The sequence below is a fragment of the Duganella paludis genome, assembly GCF_054461335.1.
Window position 1 is genome coordinate 5,485,323 of record NZ_CM136922.1, and the last position, 24,236, is coordinate 5,509,558.

Annotated in this window: 18 protein-coding genes and 2 tRNA genes; 17 read left to right on the forward strand and 3 right to left on the reverse strand. The window is 60.1% G+C overall.

All coding sequences use genetic code 11. The features are described from left to right. Window positions 1–112: 112 nt before the first annotated feature. From ACXZ1M_RS24185 to ACXZ1M_RS24225, 9 genes are all read left to right on the forward strand, one after another. A complete protein-coding gene (locus tag ACXZ1M_RS24185; RefSeq protein ID WP_459050146.1) occupies window positions 113–3,427 on the forward strand; it encodes a TIM-barrel domain-containing protein in 3,315 nt (1,104 codons plus the stop codon). 103 nt (window positions 3,428–3,530) lie between these two features. Further along, window positions 3,531–6,485, forward strand: coding sequence for a TonB-dependent receptor plug domain-containing protein (locus ACXZ1M_RS24190; RefSeq protein ID WP_459050147.1), 2,955 nt, complete (start codon window positions 3,531–3,533; stop codon window positions 6,483–6,485). A gap of 39 nt (window positions 6,486–6,524) precedes the next feature. Then, window positions 6,525–7,886 (forward strand): Gfo/Idh/MocA family protein, encoded by a 1,362-nt coding sequence (locus ACXZ1M_RS24195; protein WP_459050148.1) that lies wholly within the window; start codon window positions 6,525–6,527, stop codon window positions 7,884–7,886. A 59-nt stretch (window positions 7,887–7,945) separates the two neighbouring features. Beyond that, window positions 7,946–8,863: a patatin-like phospholipase family protein gene (locus tag ACXZ1M_RS24200; protein WP_459050149.1), complete on the forward strand. Its 918-nt coding sequence runs from the start codon at window positions 7,946–7,948 to the stop codon at window positions 8,861–8,863. Between the two features lie 10 nt (window positions 8,864–8,873). Next, the gene (locus ACXZ1M_RS24205) at window positions 8,874–9,284 is read left to right on the forward strand and encodes a GlcG/HbpS family heme-binding protein (RefSeq protein ID WP_459050150.1); all 411 of its coding nucleotides are present in this window, start codon (window positions 8,874–8,876) and stop codon (window positions 9,282–9,284) included. Window positions 9,285–9,495: 211 nt separating this feature from the next. After that, window positions 9,496–10,659, forward strand: coding sequence for a glutamine-hydrolyzing carbamoyl-phosphate synthase small subunit (gene carA / locus ACXZ1M_RS24210; protein WP_459050151.1), 1,164 nt, complete (start codon window positions 9,496–9,498; stop codon window positions 10,657–10,659). Continuing rightward, window positions 10,660–13,878 carry a carbamoyl-phosphate synthase large subunit gene (gene carB, locus ACXZ1M_RS24215; RefSeq protein WP_459050152.1) on the forward strand — a complete coding sequence of 1,073 codons (3,219 nt, stop codon included), beginning with the start codon at window positions 10,660–10,662 and terminating at the stop codon, window positions 13,876–13,878. Window positions 13,879–13,978: 100 nt separating this feature from the next. Continuing rightward, a complete protein-coding gene (gene greA, locus ACXZ1M_RS24220) occupies window positions 13,979–14,455 on the forward strand; it encodes a transcription elongation factor GreA (RefSeq protein WP_459050153.1) in 477 nt (158 codons plus the stop codon). Then, a complete protein-coding gene (locus ACXZ1M_RS24225) occupies window positions 14,455–14,934 on the forward strand; it encodes a DUF4149 domain-containing protein (protein ID WP_459050154.1) in 480 nt (159 codons plus the stop codon). Before greA ends, ACXZ1M_RS24225 begins: the two co-directional genes overlap by 1 nt. A gap of 79 nt (window positions 14,935–15,013) precedes the next feature. On the opposite strand, the gene ACXZ1M_RS24230 is transcribed toward ACXZ1M_RS24225, so the two are convergent. Then, window positions 15,014–15,484 (reverse strand): YhbY family RNA-binding protein, encoded by a 471-nt coding sequence (locus ACXZ1M_RS24230; RefSeq protein ID WP_459050155.1) that lies wholly within the window; start codon window positions 15,482–15,484, stop codon window positions 15,014–15,016. A gap of 43 nt (window positions 15,485–15,527) precedes the next feature. On the opposite strand from ACXZ1M_RS24230, the gene ACXZ1M_RS24235 reads away from it, so the two are divergent. The 8 genes from ACXZ1M_RS24235 (at window position 15,528) to ACXZ1M_RS24270 (ending at window position 22,090) form a co-directional block, all read left to right on the forward strand. Beyond that, window positions 15,528–16,220 carry an RlmE family RNA methyltransferase gene (locus ACXZ1M_RS24235; RefSeq protein ID WP_459050156.1) on the forward strand — a complete coding sequence of 231 codons (693 nt, stop codon included), beginning with the start codon at window positions 15,528–15,530 and terminating at the stop codon, window positions 16,218–16,220. Window positions 16,221–16,416: 196 nt separating this feature from the next. After that, window positions 16,417–18,300: an ATP-dependent zinc metalloprotease FtsH gene (gene ftsH, locus ACXZ1M_RS24240; protein ID WP_459050157.1), complete on the forward strand. Its 1,884-nt coding sequence runs from the start codon at window positions 16,417–16,419 to the stop codon at window positions 18,298–18,300. Between the two features lie 74 nt (window positions 18,301–18,374). Then, a complete protein-coding gene (gene folP / locus ACXZ1M_RS24245) occupies window positions 18,375–19,214 on the forward strand; it encodes a dihydropteroate synthase (RefSeq protein ID WP_459050158.1) in 840 nt (279 codons plus the stop codon). A gap of 25 nt (window positions 19,215–19,239) precedes the next feature. Continuing rightward, complete coding sequence (glmM, locus tag ACXZ1M_RS24250; RefSeq protein ID WP_459050159.1) at window positions 19,240–20,589, forward strand: phosphoglucosamine mutase; 1,350 nt, start codon at window positions 19,240–19,242, stop codon at window positions 20,587–20,589. Window positions 20,590–20,662: 73 nt separating this feature from the next. Next, a tRNA-Pro gene (locus tag ACXZ1M_RS24255) sits at window positions 20,663–20,739 on the forward strand. Between the two features lie 301 nt (window positions 20,740–21,040). Beyond that, a tRNA-Arg gene (locus ACXZ1M_RS24260) sits at window positions 21,041–21,117 on the forward strand. A 20-nt stretch (window positions 21,118–21,137) separates the two neighbouring features. After that, a complete protein-coding gene (locus ACXZ1M_RS24265; protein ID WP_459050160.1) occupies window positions 21,138–21,575 on the forward strand; it encodes a hypothetical protein in 438 nt (145 codons plus the stop codon). A gap of 65 nt (window positions 21,576–21,640) precedes the next feature. Further along, window positions 21,641–22,090, forward strand: a complete 450-nt coding sequence (locus ACXZ1M_RS24270) for a hypothetical protein (protein WP_459050161.1) — start codon at window positions 21,641–21,643, stop codon at window positions 22,088–22,090. Here ACXZ1M_RS24270 and ACXZ1M_RS24275 read toward each other — a convergent pair. Beyond that, window positions 22,087–22,827, reverse strand: a complete 741-nt coding sequence (locus ACXZ1M_RS24275; protein WP_459050162.1) for a toll/interleukin-1 receptor domain-containing protein — start codon at window positions 22,825–22,827, stop codon at window positions 22,087–22,089. The genes ACXZ1M_RS24270 and ACXZ1M_RS24275 overlap by 4 nt on opposite strands. Further along, window positions 22,824–24,182, reverse strand: a complete 1,359-nt coding sequence (locus ACXZ1M_RS24280; protein ID WP_459050163.1) for a hypothetical protein — start codon at window positions 24,180–24,182, stop codon at window positions 22,824–22,826. The genes ACXZ1M_RS24275 and ACXZ1M_RS24280 overlap by 4 nt, the downstream gene beginning before the upstream one ends. Window positions 24,183–24,236: the final 54 nt, after the last annotated feature.

Below are 24,236 nucleotides of genomic sequence, written 5' to 3' on the forward strand. Positions count from 1 at the left end.
GAAAGGTTTTGCGCGTATTTTTCAATTATTTTCTTTCTTTTTGTTGACCGCACTTACTTTTATTTCTAGAGTAAATGCATCGCAACGAAGTTTCTTTCGAAAATACGCCCACATGAAACAAGTCTTTACGATCGCCGCCTTGCTTGCCAGCGCGCCTTTGCTGGCCGCCCCGATCGGCAACCTACGCTCCATTACCCCGGCTGCGGACCAGCAGTGGAAGCTGGTGACCGATACCGGCGCCCAGATACAGCTTAGTCTTCCGCGCGCCGATGTGCTGCATATCTGGGCCGGCGCCAAGTCCGGCCTGACCGGCGCTGGCGACAAGGCCGCGCCCATCGTGGTGGCCACGCCGGCGGCCACGGTGGAGCACAGCATCAGCGAGCAGGCCGACCATATCCTGATCCGCACGCCGGCCCTGAGCCTGCGCATCGACCGCAAGCCGCTGCGTTTCAGCCTGTTCCGCGCCGGTGACGCGCAGCCGCTGTGGCGCGAGGTGCAGCCGCTGGAGCTGGGCGACAAGCAAAGCGTGCAGACCCTGTCGAGCGACAAGGGCGAACGCTTCTTCGGCGGCGGCCAGCAGAACGGCCGCTATGAATTCAAGGGCAAACAGCTGCAGGTATCCTACTCCGGTGGCTGGGAAGAGGGCGACCGTCCGAGTCCGGCGCCGTTCCTTATGAGTTCACGCGGCTGGGGCATGTTGCGCAATACTTGGTCCGACGGTAGTTATGACCTGCGCCAGAACGATCAGATCTCGCTGGAGCATGACGAGGCGCGTTTCGATGCTTACTACTTCGTCGGCAAGGACGTGCGCGATGTGCTGGCGCGCTACACCGAGTGGACCGGCCGCGCGCGCATGCTGCCGCGCTGGGCGCTGGAGTACGGCGATGCCGATTGCTACAACGATGGCGACAACGTCAAGAAGCCCGGCACCGTGCCGAAAGGCTGGAGCGATGGTCCGACCGGCAAGACGCCGGATGTGGTGGAGTCGGTGGCGCGCAAGTATCGCGAGCACGATATGCCGGGCGGCTGGATTCTGCCGAACGACGGTTACGGTTGCAGCTATACGTCGCTGCCTGAAACGGTGCAGGGCCTGGCCAAGTATGGCTTCCGCACCGGCCTGTGGACCGAGAACGGTGTCGAGAAAATGGCGTGGGAAGTCGGCACCGCCGGCACCCGCGCGCAGAAGCTGGACGTGGCGTGGACCGGCAAGGGTTATCAGTTCTCGCTTGATGCGAACAAGTCGGCGTATGACGGCATCCTGAATAACTCCGACGGACGTCCGTTCATCTGGACCGTGATGGGATGGGCGGGTACGCAGCGCTACGCCGTCACCTGGACCGGCGACCAGAGTGCCAGCTGGGACTATATCCGTTGGCATGTGCCGACCTTGATCGGCTCCGGCTTGTCCGGCCAGGCGTATGCCACCGGCGACGTTGATGCGATCTTTGGCGGTAGTCCGGAGACTTATACCCGCGATTTGCAGTGGAAGAGTTTTACGCCGGTACTGATGGGGATGTCCGGCTGGGCGGCGGCGGAGCGCAAGCATCCGTGGTGGTTTGCGGAGCCTTATGTGAGCATCAATCGCCGTTATCTGAAGTTGAAGATGCGTCTTACGCCATATATGTACACATTGATGCGCGAGGCCGAGCAAAGCGGTGCGCCGCTGGTGCGTGGGCTGATGTGGGATAACGCCGATGATCCGGCGGCTTATACCGAGGCATACAAGTATCAGTATTTGTTGGGCCGCGATCTGCTGGTGGCGCCGGTGTATCGCAGCCAGGCGGTCAGCCAGGGCTGGCGGCGCGGGATTCACTTGCCGCAAGGGCAGTGGTTCGATTATTGGGATGGCCGGCAGGCCACGGCGGGCAAGGGCGGGCGCGATATCGATCTGGCGGTGACGCTGGACAAGCTGCCGGTGTTTGTGCGCGCCGGTGCGATCTTGCCGATGTATCCGGAGATGCTGTACGACGGCGAGAAGCCGAAGGATGTGCTGACGCTGGATTTGTATCCGCAAGGCGCTTCCGAGTTCACGCTGTATGAGGATGACGGCAATACGCGGCGCTATCAAGAGGGTGCGTTCAGCCAGCAGGTGATTCGAATGAATGCGGCGGCCGGTGGCGTGCAGGTGGACGTTGATCCGGTGGTGGGCAGCTACGACGGCCAGCCGGCACGCCGTGCCTATGCACTGCGCATGCTGACGCGTCAGCGCCCAGCCGCCGTGAGCGTCGGCGCCGCCGCCAATGCCGCCGTGCTGCCGCCGCTGGCCGACCGCGCCGCGTTCGATGCGGCTGCCGAGGGCTGGTATTTCGACGCTGCCGAGCGTCTGGGCACGCTGCACGTCAAGACGGCGAGCCGGGACATCCGCCAGCCACTGCGCTTCAGCGTGCAAACCGCTCCCGCCGCCGCGCCGACCGCCATCGCTGTCGCCGACGACGCCTTCCCGGCCGCGCCAGCGTTGGGTCGCGCCATTCCGGCCGACGCCATGATGGTGATGAACCGCCCATCCGAGGAAAGCGGCTACCCGCTGGAAAACGCCTTCGACAACAATCCCGCCACCTGGTTCCGCACCACGCGTAGTCCGGCGGTGCAGGGCGGTCCGCATGAATGGGTGATCGGCTTCACCGAACGCCGCCTGATCGACGGCATCGAACTCGCGCCGCGCAACGACCAGCACTGGAAGAACGGCCAGATCCGCGACTACGAAATCTACATGGGCGACAACAACGGCGACTGGGGCAAGCCGATCAAGCGCGGCCAGCTGAAACTGGAGCAGGGCGTGCAATCGATCAGCTTCCCGCCCGCTGTTGGCCGCCTGCTGCGCTTCCGCGTGCTGAGCACCCAGAATCCTGAAGGCGAGGCAGCGGCGACGACCGACCCGATGGTCACCGCCGCCGGCGCTCCCGCAGCGCGCGCCTTCAACGCCGCAGCCGCCAGCGAAGTCGCGCCGATCACGCTATCCGAATTCCGCGTGATGGCCTACCAGCAGAAAGAAGGCCCGGAACAACAGCAATTCCTGTCCGACCTCGCGCTGTCGAAAAACATCGCCCGCGACAAGCCGGCACGCGGCAAGGAGATGCGCATGAACGGCCTTTGGTTCCGCAAGGGCTTGGGCGTGGGTGCAAACAGCCGCGTCGACCTGCAACTGGCCGGCAACTGGAACCTGCTGCGCGCCGATCTCGGTGTGGACGACAGCTGCCGCACTGCCGGCGGCCTGCAGTTCCAGGTCTGGAGCGGCGAGCGCCTGCTGTACGACAGCGGCCTGATTACCGCACCCGCGGTGGTCAAGCCCGAGATCGATGTGCGTGGACTAAGCCAGATCAGCCTGCGCACCCTGGGCGCGCGCGGCGCCAAGCCGGATCAGGTATGCGGCAACTGGGCCAATGCAGTCCTGCTGGGCACGGAGGGCAGTACCGTCAGCCCGCGCTAAGCCAGACAAAGTTTTCACACGAAAGAGCCCCTCTCCGGACTGGGGAGGGACTGTTGCAGCCTCACGATAACAAACCATGTATAAAAGGGAGAGAACCATGCAGATGAAAAAATTGGTAACCGCGATGATGGCGGCGGGTCTGGCTTCGGGCGCTATCGCGGCCAAAGCCGCCGAGGAAGCGGAAGACAAGATCGTGCGCGTCGAGGTGACCGGTTCGAGCCTCAAGCGCATCAACGCCGAAACCGCGTCGCCGGTGCAGGTGATCGACGCCAAGCAGATCGAGAACATGGGCGCGCGCACGCTGCTGCAGGTGCTGGACAACCTGCCTGCGGCGCGTCCGGCGCAGCAGGATTTTCGCTCCATGTTCACCGGCTCGGACGGCGCCTCGCAGGCCAATCTGCGCGGCCTCGGCGCGCAGGGCACGCTGGTGCTGCTGAACGGCCGCCGCCTGTCGTTCTACGGCGCCCCGGCCGGCTTCCAGACCATGTTCGTCAACATCGATGCGATTCCCGCCGCCGCCATCGAACGCATGGAAATCCTGACCGACGGCGCCTCGGCGGTGTATGGTTCGGACGCAGTGGCCGGCGTGATCAACGTCATCACCAAGAAGAGCTTCCAGGGCCTGGAAGCGCGCGGCAACGCCGACTTCTCGCGTGACGTGAAATCCTACGGCGAACGCCAGGGCAGCTTGATCTACGGTCATGGTGACTTGAACAGCGACGGCTACAACGTCTACGGCTCGGTCAACGTCTACCAGCGCGACCGCATCTCTTCCGCCGACACCTACCTGAAACGTCCGGCCGCCTTCTACGACAACAATCCATCGTTCGTGCCGGGCTTCCGCGTCGGCACCGGCAGCGAGCCGGGCGTGGTTAATCAGGGCACCTTCTTCGTGTTCGACAAGAACAACAACAATGCCCGCACCCAGCGCGCGGTCAAGGGCTGCAGCACCTCGATCACCGAAGCATCGGGCACGCGCTGCGTGTGGAACTCGCTGCCGTATGCGCTCGACACCGGCCCGACTTCGGACCGCGTCACCGCCTTCCTGGCCGGCCGCGTGAAGCTGGGCGACGACCTGGAAGGCTTTGCCGAAACCGCGCTGACCCAGATCAAGCTGCGTGGCGAGAACGGCCCGCGCACCTTCAACAGCGGCACCACCAACAACTGGTTCGCCCGCAATACCGGCACCAACCTGAATACCTTCGCCATTCCTTACCTCGGCCCGAACAACAGCTACCTGAAAGGCAAGCTCGATGCCGACATGGTGGCCAAGATGGGCGGCGCGGCGGGCCTGAACTACATCATGCAGGACGCCCCCGGCCACTTCGGCCAGACCAACAAGGATGACAGCTATCGCGCCCTGGCGGGCCTGCGCGGCAGCATCGGCGGCGGCTGGGACTTCGAAACGGCGTTGAGCGTGGCGGGCAGCCATTCGACGCTGTTCCAGACCATCAACATCAACACCGCAGGTTTCGCCAAGGCCTTCGGCCCGTTCACCACCGACCCGGTGACCGGCCGCACCTATATCTCCGACAATCCAGCCTACAAGTTCGGCGAGATCAGCGAATCGAACGCCGCGCTGCTGCGCCAGGCCTATCCAACCTTCGACATCCAGTCGTGGACCAAGCTGATTACCTGGGACGGCAAGGTGGAAGGCACGCTGTTCAAGCTCGGTGAGCGTGAAGTGCGCGCCGCCTTCGGCGCCAGCGTGATGCGCGAGAGCTTCTACACGCCCGGCAATCCGGACGCGGCGAACGGCCTGATTACCCAACAGGGTGGTTCGTGGTTCGACGGCCAGCGCAACATCGGCGCCGTGTTCGGCGAGGTGGTGGTGCCGCTGACCGAAACGCTGGAGCTGAACGCCGCCGCGCGTCTCGACAAATATCCGCACTTCGACGCCAACCTGGCGCCTAAGGTCGGCGTGCAATGGCGCGCGCGGCCGGAGCTGATGGTGCGCGGCACGTACTCCGAAGGCTTCCGCGCACCCAACCTGGCCGAATCGGGCAGCGGCGGCGTGTTCGCGCAGGTCGGCGGCATCCGCGACACCGTGCGCTGCGACGAGACCAATGCCATGGCACGCCTGCTGATGAAGTCCGTCACGCCGGCCGAAGCGGAATTGGGCAAGAACCTGTTGAACTCCAACTGTTCAACTACCGTCGGCGGCCTGACGCCGCCGAACCCGCAACTGCGTCCGGAAAAAGCCAAGATCTCCACCTTCGGCCTGGTGATGCAGCCGATGAAGGACGTCAGCATTTCGCTCGACTACTGGTTCGTCTATCGCCGCAACGAGATCGTGCGCCAGGACTTCAATGAGTTGTTCACGGAGCTGGTGGATAAATACGGTCCTGGCTTGTCCGGCACCAGCGCCGCCATCCGTAATCCGATCAGCGACGCGGACCGGGGCAATATGGCGGCGGTGGCGGCCATGTGCAACAACGCGGCCAACGCTGCGGCCTGCGCCGGCGGCGTGCCGACCTATTCGGTCGGTAACATCGGCGGCCTGATTAACTCCTACTCGAATCGTGGCCGCACGCTGCTCGACGGTTTCGACATCGATGCGCGCACCCGCTTTTCGCTGGGCGACATGGGCCGCCTGAACACCGGCATCTCGGCCACCATCCGCAAGCGTGAAACCTATAACAGCGAAGACGGCAGCGGCTTTACCGGCAACAACGTGGGCTACTACGATTCGCCGCGCATCCGCGCCACCTTCAATGCCGACTGGGCCTACCGCAATTTCGTCACCAGCCTGTTCGTGAACTACACCGGCAAGACCAAGTGGGCCTACGGCGAGTGGGACACCGACAACGCACCGGGCACCTGCATGGCGGCCGGCGTGGAGATGCCGAAAGACCTGTGCGGCGGTGCGCCTTCGTACACCACGGTCAACCTGGGCTTCAACTGGAAACCGATGAAGAACCTGGACCTGGGCCTGAACATCAAGAATGTGCTGAACAAGCGCCCTTACTACGATCCTAATGGCTGGGAAGGTTACAACCATAGCCAGAATCTGTTCGGTCGCCAGTACGCTTTCTCGGCCAGCTACAAATTCTTCTGATCCGCTACAATGAAACACAACCTCTGAGGTACAGAACTGATGGACAAGCAATTTAATCGACGCGACTTCCTTGCTACTGGTGCGGCGCTGGCAGGCGGCTTGATGCTGCCGAAGGCCTACGCCGCCACGCGCCAGCGGGTGCGCATCGGCATGATCGGCACCGGCATGCGTGGCCAGGTGCTGCTACAGGAGTTGCTGCGCCGCGATGACGTGGATGTGGTGGCGCTGTGCGATATCGAACCCATCATGCTGGGCAAGGCGCTCAAGCAGGTGGAGAAGTTCAATAAGCCGAAACCGAAGACCTTCGGCGAGGACCGCGATCCGCAGGCCTACAAGCGCATGCTGGATGCGGGCACGCTGGATGGTGTGATCATCGCCACGCCGTGGGAATGGCATGCGCCGATGGCCATCGCGGCCATGCAGGCCAAGGTGCCGGTGGGCTGCGAGGTGGTGGCCGGCGTGACCTTGCAGGATCACTGGGATGTGCTGAACACCCAGCTGAAGACGCAGACGCCGTACATGCTGCTGGAGAATGTGTGCTTCCGCCGCGATGTGATGGCGGTGCTGCAGATGGTGCGCGCCGGCGTGTTCGGTGAACTGGTGCACCTGCAGGGCGGCTATCAGCACGACCTGCGCGCGGTGAAGTTCAACAGCGGCGATCCGGCCAAGCCGTATGGCGGTGGAGTGGAGTATGGTGCCAAGGGCTGGTCGGAGGCGCGTTGGCGCACCGAGCATTCGGTGCAGCGCAATGGCGAGCTGTATCCGAGCCACGGCATCGGGCCGTGTGCGATGTACACCAATATCAATCGCGGTAACCGCTTCACGCGCATCAACGCCTTTGCCACCAAGGCGCGCGGCCTGCACGATTACGTGGTCAAGCAGAGCGGCGCTGGTCATCCGAATGCCAAGACCAACTTCAAGCTGGGCGACGTGGTGACCACCACGCTGGCCTGCGAGAACGGCGAGACCATCATCCTGCAGCACGATACCTCGCTGCCGCGTCCTTACTCGCTGGGCTTCCGCGTGCAGGGCACAGATGGCTTGTGGATGGATTTGAACCATTCCATCCATATCGAAGGCAAGAGCAAGCCGCACCAGTGGGACGACTTCCAGGCCTGGCAGGACAAGTACGAGCATCCGCTGTGGAAGAAGTATGCCAAGACGGCGGAGGGGGCGGGCCATGGCGGCATGGACTTCTTCGTGATCCATTCGTTCATCGAAGCGCTGAAGGCGCAGGCGCCGATGCCGATCGATATCTACGATGCGGTGAGCTGGAGCGCCATCACGCCGCTGTCGGAGCAGTCGATTGCGCAGAACTTCCAGACGCTGGACTTCCCTGACTTCACCAACGGCCAGTGGAAGACGCGCAAGCCGATCTTCGCTTTCGACGACCGCTATTAAATAGTAAAAGGCAGGGCGGTGTACAATCTGGTCGCTTAAATCAGCTTATACATCGCCCAATGCTTTCACGCCGTCTTGTCTTAACGCTTCTTGCCGCAGCCGCCATCGTCGGCTGCAAAACCGCTCCCGTGGTGGAAACGCCTGTGCCACAGCCGCCTGTGGCCGTGCCGGAGCCGCTGCCTCCCAAGAAAATCAAGATCGGCCTGGCCCTGGGCGGTGGAGCTGCGCGCGGCTTTGCGCACATCGGCGTGATCAAGGCGCTGGAGGCGCAGGGCATTTATCCGGACATCGTGGTCGGCACCAGCGCCGGCAGCGTGGTCGGCGCGCTGTACGCGGCAGGGAATACCGGCTTCCAGCTGCAAAAGCTGGCCATGGAGATGGATGAAGCGCAGATTTCCGACTGGGCCGTGCCGCTGTTCCGCAAGAGCACCGGCGTGCTGAAAGGCGAGGCGCTGCAAACCTATGTGAATAAAGCCGTCGCCAACCAGCCGATGGAAAAGCTGAAGATTCCGTTCGGCGCCGTGGCGGCGGACCTCAAGGACGGCAAGCCTATCCTGTTCCAGCGCGGGAATACCGGCATGGCGGTGCGGGCCTCGTCGGCGGTGCCGGGCGTGTTCCAGCCGGTGACCATCAACGGCCACACGTATGTGGATGGCGGCCTGGTGGCGCCGGTGCCGGTGCGCTTTGCGCGGGACATGGGCGCGGACTTCGTCATCGCCGTGAACATCTCCACCCAGGCCGACGTGCAGGCCACCGTCAGCTCGCTGGACGTGATCATGCAGACCTTCAGCATCATGGGCCAGCGCATCAACGAATACGAATTGCGCGATGCGGACGTGGTGATTACGCCGCCGCTGGGTAAAATGGCCGGCAACGACTTCAATGGCCGCAACCAGGCCGTGCTGGCGGGCGAGCAGGCCGCCGCGCAGGTGATGGCGCAGATCAAACAGAAACTTGAAGCTAAACGCAAACCGTAAAGGAAGCACCATGCAGAGCAAACCATACCTGTCGCTCGCCGACGTCAAGAAAATCGCCGCCGCCGCCGAAGCGGAAGCCGCCGCCAACAACTGGCCGGTGGTCATTGCCATCGTCGACGACGGCGGTCATCTGCTGTGGTTGCAGCGCCAGGACGGCGCCAACTCGCTGTCGTCGCACATCGCGCCGGCCAAGGCGCGCGTCTCGGCGCTGGGCCGCCGCGAATCGAAGCTGTATGAAGACATGATCAACAACGGCCGCACCTCGTTCCTGACCGCGCCGGCGCCAGTGGCGGACGGCATGCTGGAGGGCGGCGTACCGATCATCGTGGACGGCCACGTCATCGGCGCCGTCGGCGTCTCGGGCGTGAAATCGAACGAAGATGCACAAATCGCAAAAGCCGGCATCGCTGCGCTGAACTAAAAAAAGGGCCGCCGATGCAACGTCGGCGGCCTTGCCAAGCAGGGCAGATTTGGTTATAATTCAAAGGTTTAGCCAAATCACATCTCTACCGTAGCGATTACCACTCATCCATCATCAATCTGACCGACTCCCCCGTGGCGACATAATCGCCTGGGTCGCTTGACGGTCGTCTGACGTGGCGCAGCTACGGTAACTTTATCAGGAGTTGCCCTTGCCGCCATTTTTTTCTGGCCCCGCCGTTCCAGCCATACTGGCCCTCGCTGACGGAACCATTTTCAAAGGTTTTTCGATCGGCGCCGCCGGCCATACAACCGGTGAAGTGGTCTTCAACACTTCCATGACCGGCTATCAGGAAATCCTCACCGATCCTTCCTACAGCCGCCAGATCGTCACGCTGACGTATCCCCACATCGGCAACTACGGCATCAACGCCGAAGACGTCGAAGCCTCCAAAGTTCATGCAGCCGGTCTAATCATCCGTGACCTGCCGCTGATCGCTTCCAATTTCCGCTCCACCCAGTCGCTGGGCGATTACCTGAAGGCCGAGAACATCGTCGCCATCGCCGGTATCGACACCCGCAAGCTGACCCGCATCCTGCGCGAAAAAGGCGCGCAGGGCGGCGCTATCCTCACCGGCACGCAAGGCAAGGAACCGTCGGTCGAGCAGGCGCTGGAACTGGCACGCTCCTTCCCGGGTCTGTCCGGCATGGACCTGGCCAAGGTGGTGACTGTTAAAGCAAGCTACGAGTTCACCGAAACCGAGTGGACGCTCGGCGAAGGCTACGGCAAACTCGCGGACCCTAAATTCCACGTCGTGGCCTATGACTTCGGCGTCAAGCGCAACATCCTGCGCATGCTGACCGCGCGCGGCTGCAAAGTCACCGTGGTGCCGGCGCAGACCAGCGCTGAAGAAGTGCTGGCCCTGAATCCGGACGGCGTGTTCCTGTCGAACGGTCCTGGCGACCCGCAGCCTTGCGATTACGCGATCGCTGCCGCCAAGGTCTTCATGGACAAGAAGATTCCGTTGTTCGGCATTTGCCTCGGTCACCAGATCATGGGTCTGGCCTCCGGCGCCACCACGCTGAAGATGAAATTCGGCCACCACGGCGCCAACCACCCGGTGCAGGACCTGGACAGCAAGAAGGTCATGATCACCTCGCAGAACCACGGTTTTGCGGTGGACCCGAACACGCTGCCGGCCAACTGCCGCGTTACCCACGTGTCGCTGTTCGACGGTTCGCTGCAGGGCTTCGCCCGCACCGACACGCCGGCGTTCTGCTTCCAGGGTCACCCTGAAGCATCGCCTGGCCCGACTGACGTCGCTTACCTGTTTGACCGCTTCATCGGCCTGATGGAAGCTACGGAGAAAAAATAAATGCCAAAACGTACAGACATTAAAAGTATTCTGATTATTGGCGCTGGCCCGATCATCATCGGCCAGGCCTGCGAATTCGACTACTCCGGCGCCCAGGCCTGTAAGGCCCTGCGCGAAGAGGGCTACAAAGTCATTCTGGTCAACAGCAACCCTGCGACCATCATGACCGACCCGGAAATGGCCGACGTCACCTACATCGAGCCGATCACCTGGCAAGTCGTAGAGAAGATCATCGCCACCGAAAAGCCGGACGCCATCCTGCCGACCATGGGCGGCCAGACCGCGCTGAACTGCGCGCTGGACCTGCATCGTCACGGCATCCTGGACAAGTACAAGGTTGAACTGATCGGCGCCACTCCGGAAGCCATCGACAAGGCCGAAGACCGCTCCAAGTTCAAGGACGCGATGACCAAGATCGGCCTGGGTTCGGCACGCTCGGGCGTGGCGCACTCGCTGGAAGAATCGTGGGCCGTGCAGAAGGAAGTCGGCTTCCCGACCATCATTCGTCCATCGTTCACCATGGGCGGCAGCGGCGGCGGTATCGCCTACAACGAAGAGGAATTCGAAGCGATCTGCAAACGCGGCCTGGAAGCTTCGCCAACCAACGAGCTGCTGATTGAAGAATCGCTGCTGGGCTGGAAAGAGTACGAGATGGAAGTGGTACGCGACAAGGCGGACAACTGCATCATCATCTGCTCGATCGAAAATCTGGACCCGATGGGCGTGCACACCGGCGACTCGATCACCGTCGCTCCTGCGCAAACGCTGACCGACAAGGAATACCAGATCATGCGCAACGCCTCGCTGGCGGTGCTGCGTGAAATCGGCGTCGACACCGGCGGCTCCAACGTGCAGTTCTCGATCAATCCGAAAGACGGCCGCATGATCGTCATCGAGATGAACCCGCGCGTATCGCGTTCGTCGGCGCTGGCCTCGAAAGCCACCGGCTTCCCGATCGCCAAGGTCGCTGCGAAGCTGGCCGTGGGCTTCACCCTGGACGAACTGCGCAACGAGATCACCGGCGGCGCAACCCCGGCCTCGTTCGAGCCTTCGATCGACTACGTCGTGACCAAGATCCCGCGCTTCACCTTCGAGAAGTTCCCGACCGCCGACCACCACCTGACCACCCAGATGAAATCCGTCGGTGAAGTGATGGCCATCGGCCGCACCTTCCAGGAATCGTTCCAGAAAGCCCTGCGCGGCCTGGAAGTGGGCGTGGATGGCCTGAACGAGAAAACCAAGGACCGCGAGAAGATCGAAGAGGAACTGGGCGAGCCAGGTCCTGAGCGCATCTGGTACGTGGGCGACGCCTTCGCGCAAGGCTTCACCATGGAAGAAGTGCACCAGCTGACCAAGATCGACCCATGGTTCCTGATCCAGATTAAAGAGATCGTCGACCTGGAACTGTGGATGGACACGCAGAAGCTGGAAGCGCTGGACAAGACCACGCTGTACAAGCTGAAACAGAAGGGCTTCTCGGACCGTCGTCTGGCCTTCCTGCTGCAAACCACGCCGGCCGAAGTACGCAAGTACCGTCACGGCCTGGGTATCCGTCCGGTGTACAAGCGCGTCGACACCTGCGCCGCGGAATTCGCGACCAACACCGCGTACATGTACTCGACCTACGATGAAGAGTGCGAGTCCAACCCGACCGACAAGAAAAAGATCATGGTGCTGGGCGGTGGCCCTAACCGTATCGGCCAGGGTATCGAATTCGACTACTGCTGCGTACACGCGGCGCTGGCGATGCGCGAAGACGGCTACGAGACCATCATGGTCAACTGCAATCCGGAGACCGTGTCGACCGACTACGATACCTCGGATCGCCTGTACTTCGAATCGCTGACGCTGGAAGACGTGCTGGAAATCGTCGAGCTGGAAAAACCGGTCGGCGTGATCGTGCAGTACGGCGGCCAGACGCCATTGAAACTGGCGCTGGACCTGGAAGCCAACGGCGTGCCTATCGTCGGCACCTCGCCGGACATGATCGACGCCGCCGAAGACCGCGAGCGTTTCCAGAAGCTGCTGCAAGACCTGGGTCTGCGTCAGCCGCCTAACCGCACCGCGCGCACCGAAGCCGACGCTTTGGCGCTGGCGCAGGAAATCGGCTACCCGCTGGTGGTGCGTCCTTCCTACGTGCTGGGCGGCCGCGCGATGGAAATCGTCCACGAACAGCGTGACCTGGAGCGCTACATGCGCGAAGCGGTCAAGGTGTCGAACGATTCGCCGGTGCTGCTGGACCGCTTCCTGAACGACGCCATCGAGTGCGACGTCGACTGCATCTCGGACGGCGAAACCACCTTCATCGGCGGCGTGATGGAACACATCGAACAAGCCGGCGTCCACTCGGGCGACTCGGCCTGCTCGCTGCCGCCGTACTCGCTGTCGCAAGAGACCATCGATGAACTGAAGCGCCAGACGTCGCTGATGGCCAAGGGCCTGAACGTGGTCGGCCTGATGAACGTGCAGTTCGCGATCCAGAAGCAGGATGGCAAGGACGTCGTCTACGTGCTGGAAGTGAACCCGCGCGCATCGCGCACCGTGCCTTACGTGTCGAAAGCGACCGGCCTGCAGCTGGCCAAGATCGCCGCGCGTTGCATGGTCGGCCAGACCCTGGCGCAGCAGGGCGTGACCAAGGAAGTGGTGCCGCCGTACTTCAGCGTCAAGGAAGCCGTGTTCCCGTTCGTGAAATTCCCAGGCGTGGACACCATCCTCGGCCCGGAAATGAAATCGACCGGTGAAGTGATGGGCGTCGGTAAAACCTTCGGCGAAGCCTTCGTCAAGTCGCAGCTGGGCGCCGGCGTCAAGCTGCCGAAATCGGGCAAGGTATTCCTGTCGGTGAAATCCTCGGACAAGCCGCGCGCCGTGAAAGTGGCGCGCGACCTGGTCGACATGGGCTTCACCCTGGCAGCGACCAAAGGCACCGCAGCGGTGATCACGGCGGCCGGTATTCCGGTCACCGCGGTCAACAAAGTGGTGGAAGGCCGTCCGCATATCGTCGACATGATCAAGAACCATGAAATCGTCCTGGTCATCAACACGGTGGAAGAGAAACGCAACGCCATCATCGACTCGCGCGCCATCCGCACCTCGTCGCTGGCTTCGCGCGTGACCACGTACACCACCATCGCCGGCGCCGAAGCGGCGGTCGAAGGTATTCGTCATCTGGACGAATTGCGTGTGTACGATTTACAAGGGCTGCATAAAACCTTACACTAAGGCTTAATAGGTTTTAGTAGTACCCGGACCACAGAGCTCGCGCTGAAGGTTGGCGCGGCCTCTGTGGTTTTCCATTGTAAAAACAGAGTATATAAACAACATGACTTCAGTTCCACTTACCAAGTTCGGCGCAGAGCTCCTGAAAGACGAGCTGCACCAGTTGAAGACCAAAGAACGCCGTATCGTGATCGACGCGATTGCCGAAGCACGCTCGCATGGCGACCTGTCGGAAAACGCCGAGTACGATGCCGCCAAGGAGCGCCAGGCGTTCGTGGAAGGCCGCATCGCGGAACTGGAAGGCAAGCTGAGTGCTGCGCAGATCATCGACCCGACCACCCTGGACGCCGAAGGCCGCGTGGTGTTCGCCTCGACGGTGGACCTGGAAGACCTGGAATCGGGCGCGAAAGTGACCTACCAGATCGTCGGCCTGGATGAAGCCGATCTGAAACTGAGCAAAGTATCGGTGACCTCGCCGATCGCCCGCGCGCTGATCGGCAAGTCGGCCGGCGACGTGGTGGAAGTGCAGGCCCCATCGGGTCCGCGCGAATACGAAATCCTGGAAGTGCGTTACGTCTGATGCTGCTCGCACGTACACGTTTGCTGGTTGCCACGCTGTGGGCCGGCAGTTTGTGGGCGGTGGGCTACCTGGCCGCGCCGACCCTGTTCGCCACGCTGAGTGACCGCGTGCTGGCCGGCACCATCGCCTCCAGCCTGTTCAACAATCAAGCCTGGCTGTCGATCGCCTGTGCGCTGGTGATGCTGGTGCTGCTGTGGGCGACCCAGACCAGTACCGGCGGCATCTTTGCAGGACCGGCGGCCAATATGGCGGCCAAGGCGCGTCGTAACTTGCTGATTATTGTGCTGGTGATGCTGGGCTGTACGCTGGTGTCGCACTTCGGCCTGCAGCCGATGATGGCGTCGCTGCGCGCTGCTGCAGGGCCGGGCGGCGTGATGGAAGGCGCCGCGCGCAATGAATTCGGCATCCTGCACGGCATTTCCAGCGCCATCTACCTGGTGCAAAGCCTGCTGGCCGCCTGGCTGGTGGTGAAGCAGTAAAAATAGTAGATGACGCGTCATTCCCGCGTAGGCGGGAATCCATACTCAGCATGGGTTCCCGCTTACGCGGGAACGACGATTACTTCGAGCCTAGTGCGCTCTTCTTGGCAGACTTCTGCAGTGGCTTGGCGCGCTTGATGTTGCCGCCTTGTGTCACGCGTTCATTCCCCTTGAGCAGTACCTTGGTGACCGTCGGACGTTTGGTGCCACTGGCGCTGGCTTTGACGATGGTGACTTCACGCATGCCCTTGCCGCTGGTCGAGCGGGCTTTTTCCGCTTCCACTTTCGGACGGTAGAGCACCAGCAGTTTGCCGATGTGCTGCACCGGTGCCGCTTTGAGCTGTTCGCAGATGGTTTCGTACATGGCGATACGGGCTTCGCGGTCATCGCCAAACACACGTACCTTGATCAGGCCGTGGGAGTCCAGACCCAACGAGATTTCTTTAATAACGTTGGCAGTCAGACCATCGCCGCCGATCAGAACGACAGGTTTCAGACCATGGGCTTCGGTGCGCAGCGCGCTGCGCTCTGCGGGGGTAAGTTTTAGCATAATATATTTTTGGTAGTTCCCTTAAAGGCAGTATTCTACGCGAATGAAGAAGAAGAAATTAAACAAAAACTGGTTGCACGACCATATTAACGACCCTTACGTGAAATTGGCCCAGAAAGAGGGCTATCGCGCCCGTGCGGCTTTCAAGCTGAAAGAGATCGATGAGGAGGAAAAACTCATCAAGCCGGGCCAGGTCATTGTCGACCTCGGTTGCACTCCGGGCAGCTGGGGGCAGTACGTGCGGCGCAAGCTCTCCGGCAAGGAGGGCGGCGGCATCAACGGCACCCTGATCGGCCTCGATATGCTGCCGATGGAGCCGATCGCCGACTTCCACTTCATCCAGGGCGATTTCCGCGAGGCCGAGGTGCTAGCGCAGCTGGAGCAGGTGTTGCAGGGGCAAAAGGTTGATGTGGTGTTATCGGACATGGCGCCCAATCTGTCCGGCATCCACGATTCCGACGCCGCCCGCATGGAGCATCTGATCGACCTGGCCATCGAATTCTCGCAGGCGCACCTGAAGCCGAACGGCGCCTTGCTGGTGAAATGTTTCAAGGACATGGGTTTTAACGACATCGTCCTGAAATTCCGCGCCGAATTCAAGACCGTGGTGCAGAAAAAGCCCAAGGCCAGCCGCGATAAGTCGTCCGAGATTTTCCTGCTCGGCCGTGGCCTGAAAAACCCGACCGACGGCATGAGTTCCGCGCAACCTGTGGATGCCGAGGGCTGGCACCCTTGATATTTGTCGATACAGCCGCATATCCCTCTCGTATAAAGTCGTTTTTATCTTGATCGCGGGCTGTTTTTTGCCAAATAATAGGCTTTTCAGGCGGTCTTAAGCTGGCGCACGGCAGGTTTCTGGCAACACCTGCTTATTACGAGTAAAATCGTGTTTCGGCCAGGTTTATCGATGCGGTTGCATCCAAGGAGTTTTCGTGAATAACATGTTTTCCAAATCAGCAATTTGGGTAGTGGTGGTACTGCTCCTGCTTATGCTGTACAAGCAGTTTGATAGCCATGGTGTAGCTGGTGGGGCCAAATCCATCGCCTATTCCGACCTGCTGGATGACGTGAAAGCCAAACGCATCAAGGACGTCGTCATCGAAGGCGGCAACATCACCGCCACCCGCAGCGACGACACCAAGGTCCGCACCACCGCCACGCTGCTCGATCGCGGCCTGATCGGCGACCTGCGCGACAACGGCATCCGCTTCGACGTCAAACCGCCAGAGGAACCATCGTTCCTGTCGCAGGTGTTCGTGTCGTGGTTCCCGATGCTGCTGCTGATCGGCGTGTGGATCTTCTTCATGCGTCAGATGCAAGGCGGCGGCAAGGGCGGGGCGTTCTCCTTCGGCAAGTCGAAGGCGCGCATGATGGATGAAACCAACAACACCGTGACCCTGTCCGACGTGGCCGGTTGCGATGAAGCTAAGGAAGAAGTGGGCGAGATCGTCGACTTCCTCAAAGATCCAAGCAAATTCCAGAAACTGGGCGGCCGCATTCCACGCGGCGTGCTGATGGTCGGTCCTCCTGGCACCGGTAAAACCCTGCTGGCCCGCGCCATCGCCGGCGAAGCCAAAGTGCCGTTCTTCTCGATTTCCGGTTCGGACTTCGTTGAAATGTTCGTCGGCGTCGGCGCCAGCCGCGTGCGTGACATGTTCGAGAACGCCAAGAAGCATTCGCCGTGCATCATCTTCATCGACGAGATCGACGCTGTCGGCCGTCATCGCGGCGCTGGCATGGGCGGCGGTAACGACGAACGCGAACAGACGCTGAATCAGCTGCTGGTGGAAATGGACGGCTTCGAAGCCCAGTCCGGCGTGATTGTAATTGCCGCCACCAACCGTGCCGACGTGCTCGATAAAGCGCTGCTGCGTCCGGGCCGTTTCGACCGTCAAGTGACCGTCGGCCTGCCGGACATCCGTGGCCGCGAGCAGATCCTGAACGTGCACATGCGTAAAGTGCCGATCGGCACCGACGTCAAGGCCGACATCCTGGCCCGTGGCACCCCTGGCTTCTCGGGCGCCGACCTGGCCAACCTGGTCAACGAAGCAGCCCTGTTCGCCGCCCGCCGCGCCAAGCGCCTGGTCGACATGCAGGACTTCGAGGACGCCAAGGACAAGATCTACATGGGTCCGGAGCGTAAATCGATGGTGATCCGCGAGGACGAGCGTCGCAATACCGCCTACCACGAATCGGGCCACGCGGTGGTCGCCAAGCTGCTGCCGAAGGCTGATCCGGTGCACAAAGTGACCATCATGCCGCGCGGCTGGGCCCTGGGCCTGACCTGGCAGCTGCCTGAGCACGACAATATCTCGGGCTACAAGGACAAGATGCTGGAAGAAATTTCCATCCTGTTCGGCGGCCGTATCGCGGAAGAGATCTTCGTCGGCCAGATGTCGACCGGCGCCTCGAACGACTTCTCGCGCGCTACCAAGCTGGCCCGCTCGATGGTCACCAAGTTCGGCATGTCCGATGCCTTGGGCGTGATGGTGTACGAAGACTCGCAGAACGACGGCTTCATGGGCGGCAGCAACAAGACCATCTCGGAAGCGACCCAGCAGAAGGTGGATGCGGAAATCCGCAACATCCTCGACACGCAATACGCCACGGCGCGCAAGCTGCTGGAAGATAACCGCGACAAGGTGGAAGTCATGACCAAGGCGCTGCTGGAATGGGAAACCATCGATGCGGACCAGATCAACGACATCATGGCCGGCCTGGAGCCGCGTCCGCCGAAAGCCGGCGTAACGCTGCGCAAGCACCCGCCGAGCGACGGCAGCGGCGGTGTATCGCCAAGCGTGACCGCCCCGGCGTAACTCCGGCGCGGCGCCAGATCAAGGGTGAGGAGCGATCCTCGCCCTTTTTTGTTCCTGTTTTATTCCTGTTCCAGATGCAATCTACCTTACAGTTCGGCCGATACAACTACCCGTGGCGCGGCGAGGGCGTGCGCGCCCGCGTGATGGGCATCCTCAACGTCACCCCCGATTCCTTCTCCGACGGCGGCCAGTACCAGTCGCTCGAGTTCGCGCTGTCCCATGCCGAGCAGATGATCCTCGACGGTGTCGACATCATCGACATCGGCGGTGAATCGACCCGTCCCGGCTCGCCGCCGGTGTCGCTGGACGATGAGCTGCAGCGCGTGATGCCGGTGGTGTACGCGGTGCGCGACATGGGGCCGGCCATCTCGGTCGACACCTACAAGCCGCAGGTGATGCGCGAAGCCATCATCGCCGGCGTCGACATGATCAACGATGTCAACGGTTTCCGCGCGCCCGGCGCCATCGACGCCGTGCGTGATGGCGACTGCGCCCTGTGCATCATGCACATGCAAAGCGACCCGCAACACATGCAGCTGGCGCCTTCCTACACCGACGTGGTGGGCGAGGTGATCGCCTTCCTGCGCGAGCGCGCGCAGGCCTTGCTGGACGCCGGTATTGATCCGCGTCGACTTTGCATCGATCCTGGCTTTGGCTTTGGCAAGACTGTGGAGCATAATTACGCCTTGTTGAAGGCCACCGGACGCTTGATTGACGAGCTGAACCTGCCGCTGCTGGCGGGCCTGTCGCGCAAGTCGATGGTGGGCGCGATCACGGGCAAGCCGGTCGAGCAGCGCATGGCGGGCAGCGTGGGCGGCGCCCTGGCGGCGGTGGCGCAGGGAGCGCTGATCGTGCGCGTGCACGATGTAGCGGAGACTGTCGATGCCCTCAAAGTGTGGCACGCAGCACAATAAAAACCAACGATAAAGAGCATACACAATGGCACGTAAATATTTTGGTACCGACGGCATCCGCGGTCTGGTCGGCGAAGCGCCGATTACACCCGACTTCGTCATGCGCCTCGGCTACGCCGCAGGCAAGGTCCTGGCCACCAAGCGCAGCGGATCGGGCCGCCCGACCGTCCTGATCGGCAAGGACACCCGCATCTCCGGCTACATGCTGGAAGCGGCGCTGGAGGCGGGCTTCTCGGCCGCCGGCGTGGACGTCATGCTGGCCGGCCCGATGCCGACCCCGGCGATCGCCTACCTGACGCGCGCCCTGCGCCTGTCGGCCGGGGTGGTGATCTCGGCCTCGCACAACCCGTTCCAGGACAACGGCATCAAATTCTTCTCGGCCCAGGGCACCAAGCTGCCGGACGCCGTCGAACTCGACATCGAAGCCGGGCTGGACCAGCCGATGGACTGCGTGCCCTCGGAAAAGCTGGGCCGCGCCAAGCGCCTGGACGACGCCCAGGGCCGTTACATCGAATTCTGCAAGAGCACCTTCCCGAACGAGCTGGACCTGCGCGGCCTGAAGCTGGTGGTCGACTGCGCCCACGGCGCCGCCTATAACATCGCGCCGCACGTGTTCCACGAGCTGGGCGCGGAAGTGGTCGCCATCGGCAACAAGCCGGACGGCTTCAACATCAACCTGGAACATGGCGCCACTGCGCCGAAAGCCATGGCTGCCGCCGTGCAGGCGCACGGCGCCGACCTCGGCGTCGCGCTCGACGGCGACGCCGACCGCCTCATCATGTGCGACGCCAACGGCCGCCTGTACAACGGCGACGAGCTGCTGTACCTGATGGTGATGGACCGCCTGGCCACGGGCCCGGTGGCCGGCGCGGTCGGCACGCTGATGACCAATATGGCGGTGGAAGTGGCGTTGAAAGAGAAGGGCATCGGCTTCGCCCGCGCCAAGGTGGGCGACCGCTACGTGCTGGAAGTGATGCAGGAAAAGGGCTGGATCCTCGGCGGCGAAGGTTCGGGCCACCTGCTGGCGCTGGACAAGCACACCACCGGCGACGGCATCATCTCGGCGCTGCAGGTGCTGTCGGCGCTCAAGCGTTCCGGCAAGTCGCTGGAGCAGTACGGCAGCGAGCTGACGATCTTCCCGCAGACCCTGATCAACGTGCGCGTGGCGCCGGGCTTCGACTGGACCAAGAACGCCGCCATGGTGGCCGAAAAGGAACAGGTCGAGCGCGAGCTGGGCGACAGCGGTCGCGTGCTGATCCGCGCCTCGGGCACCGAGCCGTTGATCCGGGTGATGGTGGAAGCGCGCAGCGCCGACGACGCCCAATCGATGGCCCGCCGCATCGCCGACAAGATGGAGAGCAAGCTGGCTGCGTAAAGTTTCAGCACTGAAGATTAAATCACGTGCTTTGATTGACGCCGCGAGCGACAACGACTAGAATACTGGTCTTCGGAGTGTAGCGCAGCCCGGTAGCGCACCTGGTTTGGGACCAGGGGGTCCAAGGTTCGAATCCTTGTACTCCGACCAAGAACTTCAAAAACGGGCTGTCTTCGGACAGCCCGTTTTTTCATTTCCGCTTCACATTCGTGAATCCTCATCTGCCCATAGCTCAGTTGGATAGAGCATCAGCCTTCTAAGGTCTTGAACATTACTTTTCAGAATGGCTTAAAATAACGATTCCCCAGTATCTATAAGGGCTACTTCGATTTTTGACCTGTCATTCTCTGTCGCTTTTTGGTGCCGTTTTGCACTATTTGGTGGGATATTGGTGGGATAAAAATGGCCTTTTGGGGAGGTCTGCGGCGTGGTAAAATCGCCACCTTGTTACCTGCCCATAGCTCATCTGGATAGAGCACGGACCTTCTAAGTCCGGGGTAGCTGGTTCGAGTCCAGCTGGGCAGGCCACCATCTCAAAAGGGTTGTTGATGGATGCTGAAGTCATCTTGAAAGACCTCCGCAATCAGTTCGGCCAGAAGTCTGTTTTCTACGCTGAAGACATCGCGGCAGTGCTCGGACGTTCTGTCGAAGCCGTCTATTCTCTCAAATCACGCGGCAGCTTGAACCTTCCAGTCATTGAGACTGGCGGGCGTCCCGGTGTCAGTATTTACGCTGTGGCCGAGTGGCTGGCCGGTGGTGTTGATGAAAGCACGATCAAGGCTCGGAAAGCTGGCAAAGATTCCTCAGCCCCTCCGGTGCCTCCTCCTAAACGTCGCATTGAATCGCTTGAAAAGCATCTGAAAGGTGTGCGGATTCAACGTGCCTTCTTAGCTGAGCTTGATGACAGCATAGAGCGTCAAATCACTGAGTTGAGTATGGAAGCGGCATCGACTGATGATCGTGATCCGGTGCGAGACGGCCTCTAATTTCCTTGCTGACACAGTTGCTTACTCCCGATATGATGTTGAAATTGACAACATAGGGGAATGCGATGGCTAACGCGGAAATCGTCCGGGTCATGCGTGGTTTGAAATCTGGTTGGAGTGCATCCGCATGGTGGTTGAAAATCGCAATCGTCATCGTTGTCTATCTCGTTATCCGTGCGGTTTTCAATAGCTTCACCGATTCGCCAGAACCTGCGAAGCTCACGCAAGCGGCTCCGGCCAGTGCTCCGGCAGTCGTGAAGGATGACACTGAAGAGGTCGCAAGGCATTCATGTTGGGATGCGATCATTGCCCGTGCTACTAACAAAAGCTCCGTTGATTTTCACTCGTTCTCATATCCGCCGAGGTTCCGCAAACTTCCTAATGGCCGGGTGGAAGTTCTCGTAAAATTTTCGGCAAAGAATGGCTTCGGTGCTGAAAGCACGTCTATCGCAAGATGCCTCTTTGAGAGCGACGGAAAAACGCTAATTGATCTTGAAGCCACTGATAGCCGTTAGCCATGAAGGGCCGCATCAAAGTTCGGGTCGTCAAGATCATAGCCATGCTGTTTGCATAGTTTTTTCATCTTCTCTCGGCGGACATCCCCAATATCAATGACGTCCGGGTTGCCATGGAAAAGTGCTTTCGTGACAGCGAGGATAATTTCTTTTTTCGTGTAAAGTTGGTCATACACATAGAGGGGAAAGGCTTCATCGGGAAACTCAGCCGCTTCGAATAAATGGAAAGCTCCGCCGTCCTCAGAATTCCGCAAGAGTTCCCCTTTGCCCTGTAAAAATCTCCACTGAGGATTTTCCCAAATTGGGGCGATGCCCACGGTCGGACTCCCCCTGTAGACCACCTCTGCAATGCTCCGTGAAATCTCACTCGCTCCCGCTGTGCTTTTCATCGCGAACAGTCCCGAAATTCCAATGTTCCACTTATCCAGTGCTGGCTTGTCTATTTCGTGCCATAACGGGAACAGCTTCTTGTCCTGCTCGATGTGCTGTCTATGCAAGACGTCCAGTTCGTAGCTTGTCCATGATTTGGCGATGTAGGTCGGTGAGAGGATGATGAGACCATACTCGGATGCGACTAAGCCCGCATTGATGGAGTCAAGAAGTTTGTCACCAAACTTTAGCGATAGCGGAGCAAACCACACACGAAGCCCTCTGAACGTCAGGGCGTTAGAAATTTCTGTGGCGATTGCTTCATCTTCAAAAGCATACGAAATAAAAACGTGAAATGGCTTGGTCATTCGTTAGCTCCTTTAGGTGGCTTCGTTTCGCTCTGCTCAGAAGGCAGGTTGCCCAATACTGCTTTCACTGTGTCAATGGGCCGCTGTCCGTGGAAAAAAATCCTCATGAAAATTCCGTCCATGAGAAGCATTTCTTCCTTTCCATTGCCAAGGTAAATCGCTTTGCCATTCCATTTATAAGGATGCGCTCCTCTTTGCTCCATCTGACTAACTTCCTTGTTCGTCGCCTCGCGAACTTGAATGCCTTCAGCTTTAAGTTTTTCGAGAAATGCCGGTATGTTTAATCCAAGACAGACGTGTTTACGACCGAACAAAAGGTCAAATTTATGTTGCTCTGTGATGTTCAGATTGAACACAGGAAGTGCCAAAGGTCCACTCATAGAATCTATCAGTCTAAAGCGTGGCGAGCCGACCCCGCCCTCAAAGCTCTCAAACCAAGCGGTGAACGCAAAATGCCCAAAACCCTTCATTGCCTCTTTCGAGTATGCACCAATGAATAGACAGTCATCTATGTCCTTTATGGCCCAGCTTTTTGCATCAGAGCCTTCCAAAACTTCATTTAGTTCGTCATCCCATTTGCCGATGTAGATGAACTCATCCGGGATGCTGATGTGTTGATCTGTGTCAGGATCAAGCGATTTTCCTGTTTCCATCACTTCCGTAACGTGATCCATACGCTGCATCTGGCGCATCATCCGTTGGAGTTGCTTTACTCCAGATTTTCCGTGCTCTTTTGCGAAATGTTCAAAGGCTCGAGGGCATTGTGTCTCTGCGAAGAAATTCAGAAATTCCATGATCTCGTGATTCTTTTTACCCTCCTTAACTTCGATAATTGTTATTCCACCTCGCGAATCCATCGTCAACAAATCTCCAACTTGCACGAAGCTTGTTAGGTCAGAAATAACGGAGATACTGCCGGGGTTTTTTCTAGCCATGTCCTCAGCACAAAACACTACAGACTCGAAATTTGATTCCTTCAAGTTTATGGGAGGTTGTTCCTTATAGAAGCGACGTGCGTGGCAAAGCTGATGACCAATCAACTGCCACGCCATAGCGTCGGCAATCCCGTGGAACAATACCTCATGAGATTTTGATAGCGGCTCTTCAGAGCCAACGAACTCAATAATTTTCTTCTGTGCGTCATTCATGCCAGAGTGGGAGGCCGTGAGGAATTTTTCACGAAGTTCGGGGCTAGCTTTGAAAGCTTCCTCACTCAACTCATCCCACACCGGCTCAGAACCTTTTAGGGAAAGGTCATACAATTCATGAGCCAGCGGCTCAAGTTCCGGGTTGAGACACTGTGGACGCAACTCCTCCATAGCATCATATGGTTCCTTCTTCTTTTGCTTATTCATGCGAGACATCCTTGTGATGGTATAAGGGACGGTTGAAGTCGCATTGATTATAAA

Coding starts and splice junctions, on each gene's coding strand:
- ACXZ1M_RS24185 (WP_459050146.1), top strand. CDS start 113: ATGAAACAAGTCTTTACGATCGCCGCCTTGCTTGCCAGCGCGCCTTTG.
- ACXZ1M_RS24190 (WP_459050147.1), top strand. CDS start 3,531: ATGAAAAAATTGGTAACCGCGATGATGGCGGCGGGTCTGGCTTCGGGC.
- ACXZ1M_RS24195 (WP_459050148.1), top strand. CDS start 6,525: ATGGACAAGCAATTTAATCGACGCGACTTCCTTGCTACTGGTGCGGCG.
- ACXZ1M_RS24200 (WP_459050149.1), top strand. CDS start 7,946: ATGCTTTCACGCCGTCTTGTCTTAACGCTTCTTGCCGCAGCCGCCATC.
- ACXZ1M_RS24205 (WP_459050150.1), top strand. CDS start 8,874: ATGCAGAGCAAACCATACCTGTCGCTCGCCGACGTCAAGAAAATCGCC.
- carB (WP_459050152.1), top strand. CDS start 10,660: ATGCCAAAACGTACAGACATTAAAAGTATTCTGATTATTGGCGCTGGC.
- greA (WP_459050153.1), top strand. CDS start 13,979: ATGACTTCAGTTCCACTTACCAAGTTCGGCGCAGAGCTCCTGAAAGAC.
- ACXZ1M_RS24225 (WP_459050154.1), top strand. CDS start 14,455: ATGCTGCTCGCACGTACACGTTTGCTGGTTGCCACGCTGTGGGCCGGC.
- ACXZ1M_RS24230 (WP_459050155.1), bottom strand. CDS start 15,484: ATGCTAAAACTTACCCCCGCAGAGCGCAGCGCGCTGCGCACCGAAGCC.
- ACXZ1M_RS24235 (WP_459050156.1), top strand. CDS start 15,528: ATGAAGAAGAAGAAATTAAACAAAAACTGGTTGCACGACCATATTAAC.
- folP (WP_459050158.1), top strand. CDS start 18,375: ATGCAATCTACCTTACAGTTCGGCCGATACAACTACCCGTGGCGCGGC.
- glmM (WP_459050159.1), top strand. CDS start 19,240: ATGGCACGTAAATATTTTGGTACCGACGGCATCCGCGGTCTGGTCGGC.
- ACXZ1M_RS24265 (WP_459050160.1), top strand. CDS start 21,138: ATGGATGCTGAAGTCATCTTGAAAGACCTCCGCAATCAGTTCGGCCAG.
- ACXZ1M_RS24270 (WP_459050161.1), top strand. CDS start 21,641: ATGGCTAACGCGGAAATCGTCCGGGTCATGCGTGGTTTGAAATCTGGT.
- ACXZ1M_RS24275 (WP_459050162.1), bottom strand. CDS start 22,827: ATGACCAAGCCATTTCACGTTTTTATTTCGTATGCTTTTGAAGATGAA.
- ACXZ1M_RS24280 (WP_459050163.1), bottom strand. CDS start 24,182: ATGAATAAGCAAAAGAAGAAGGAACCATATGATGCTATGGAGGAGTTG.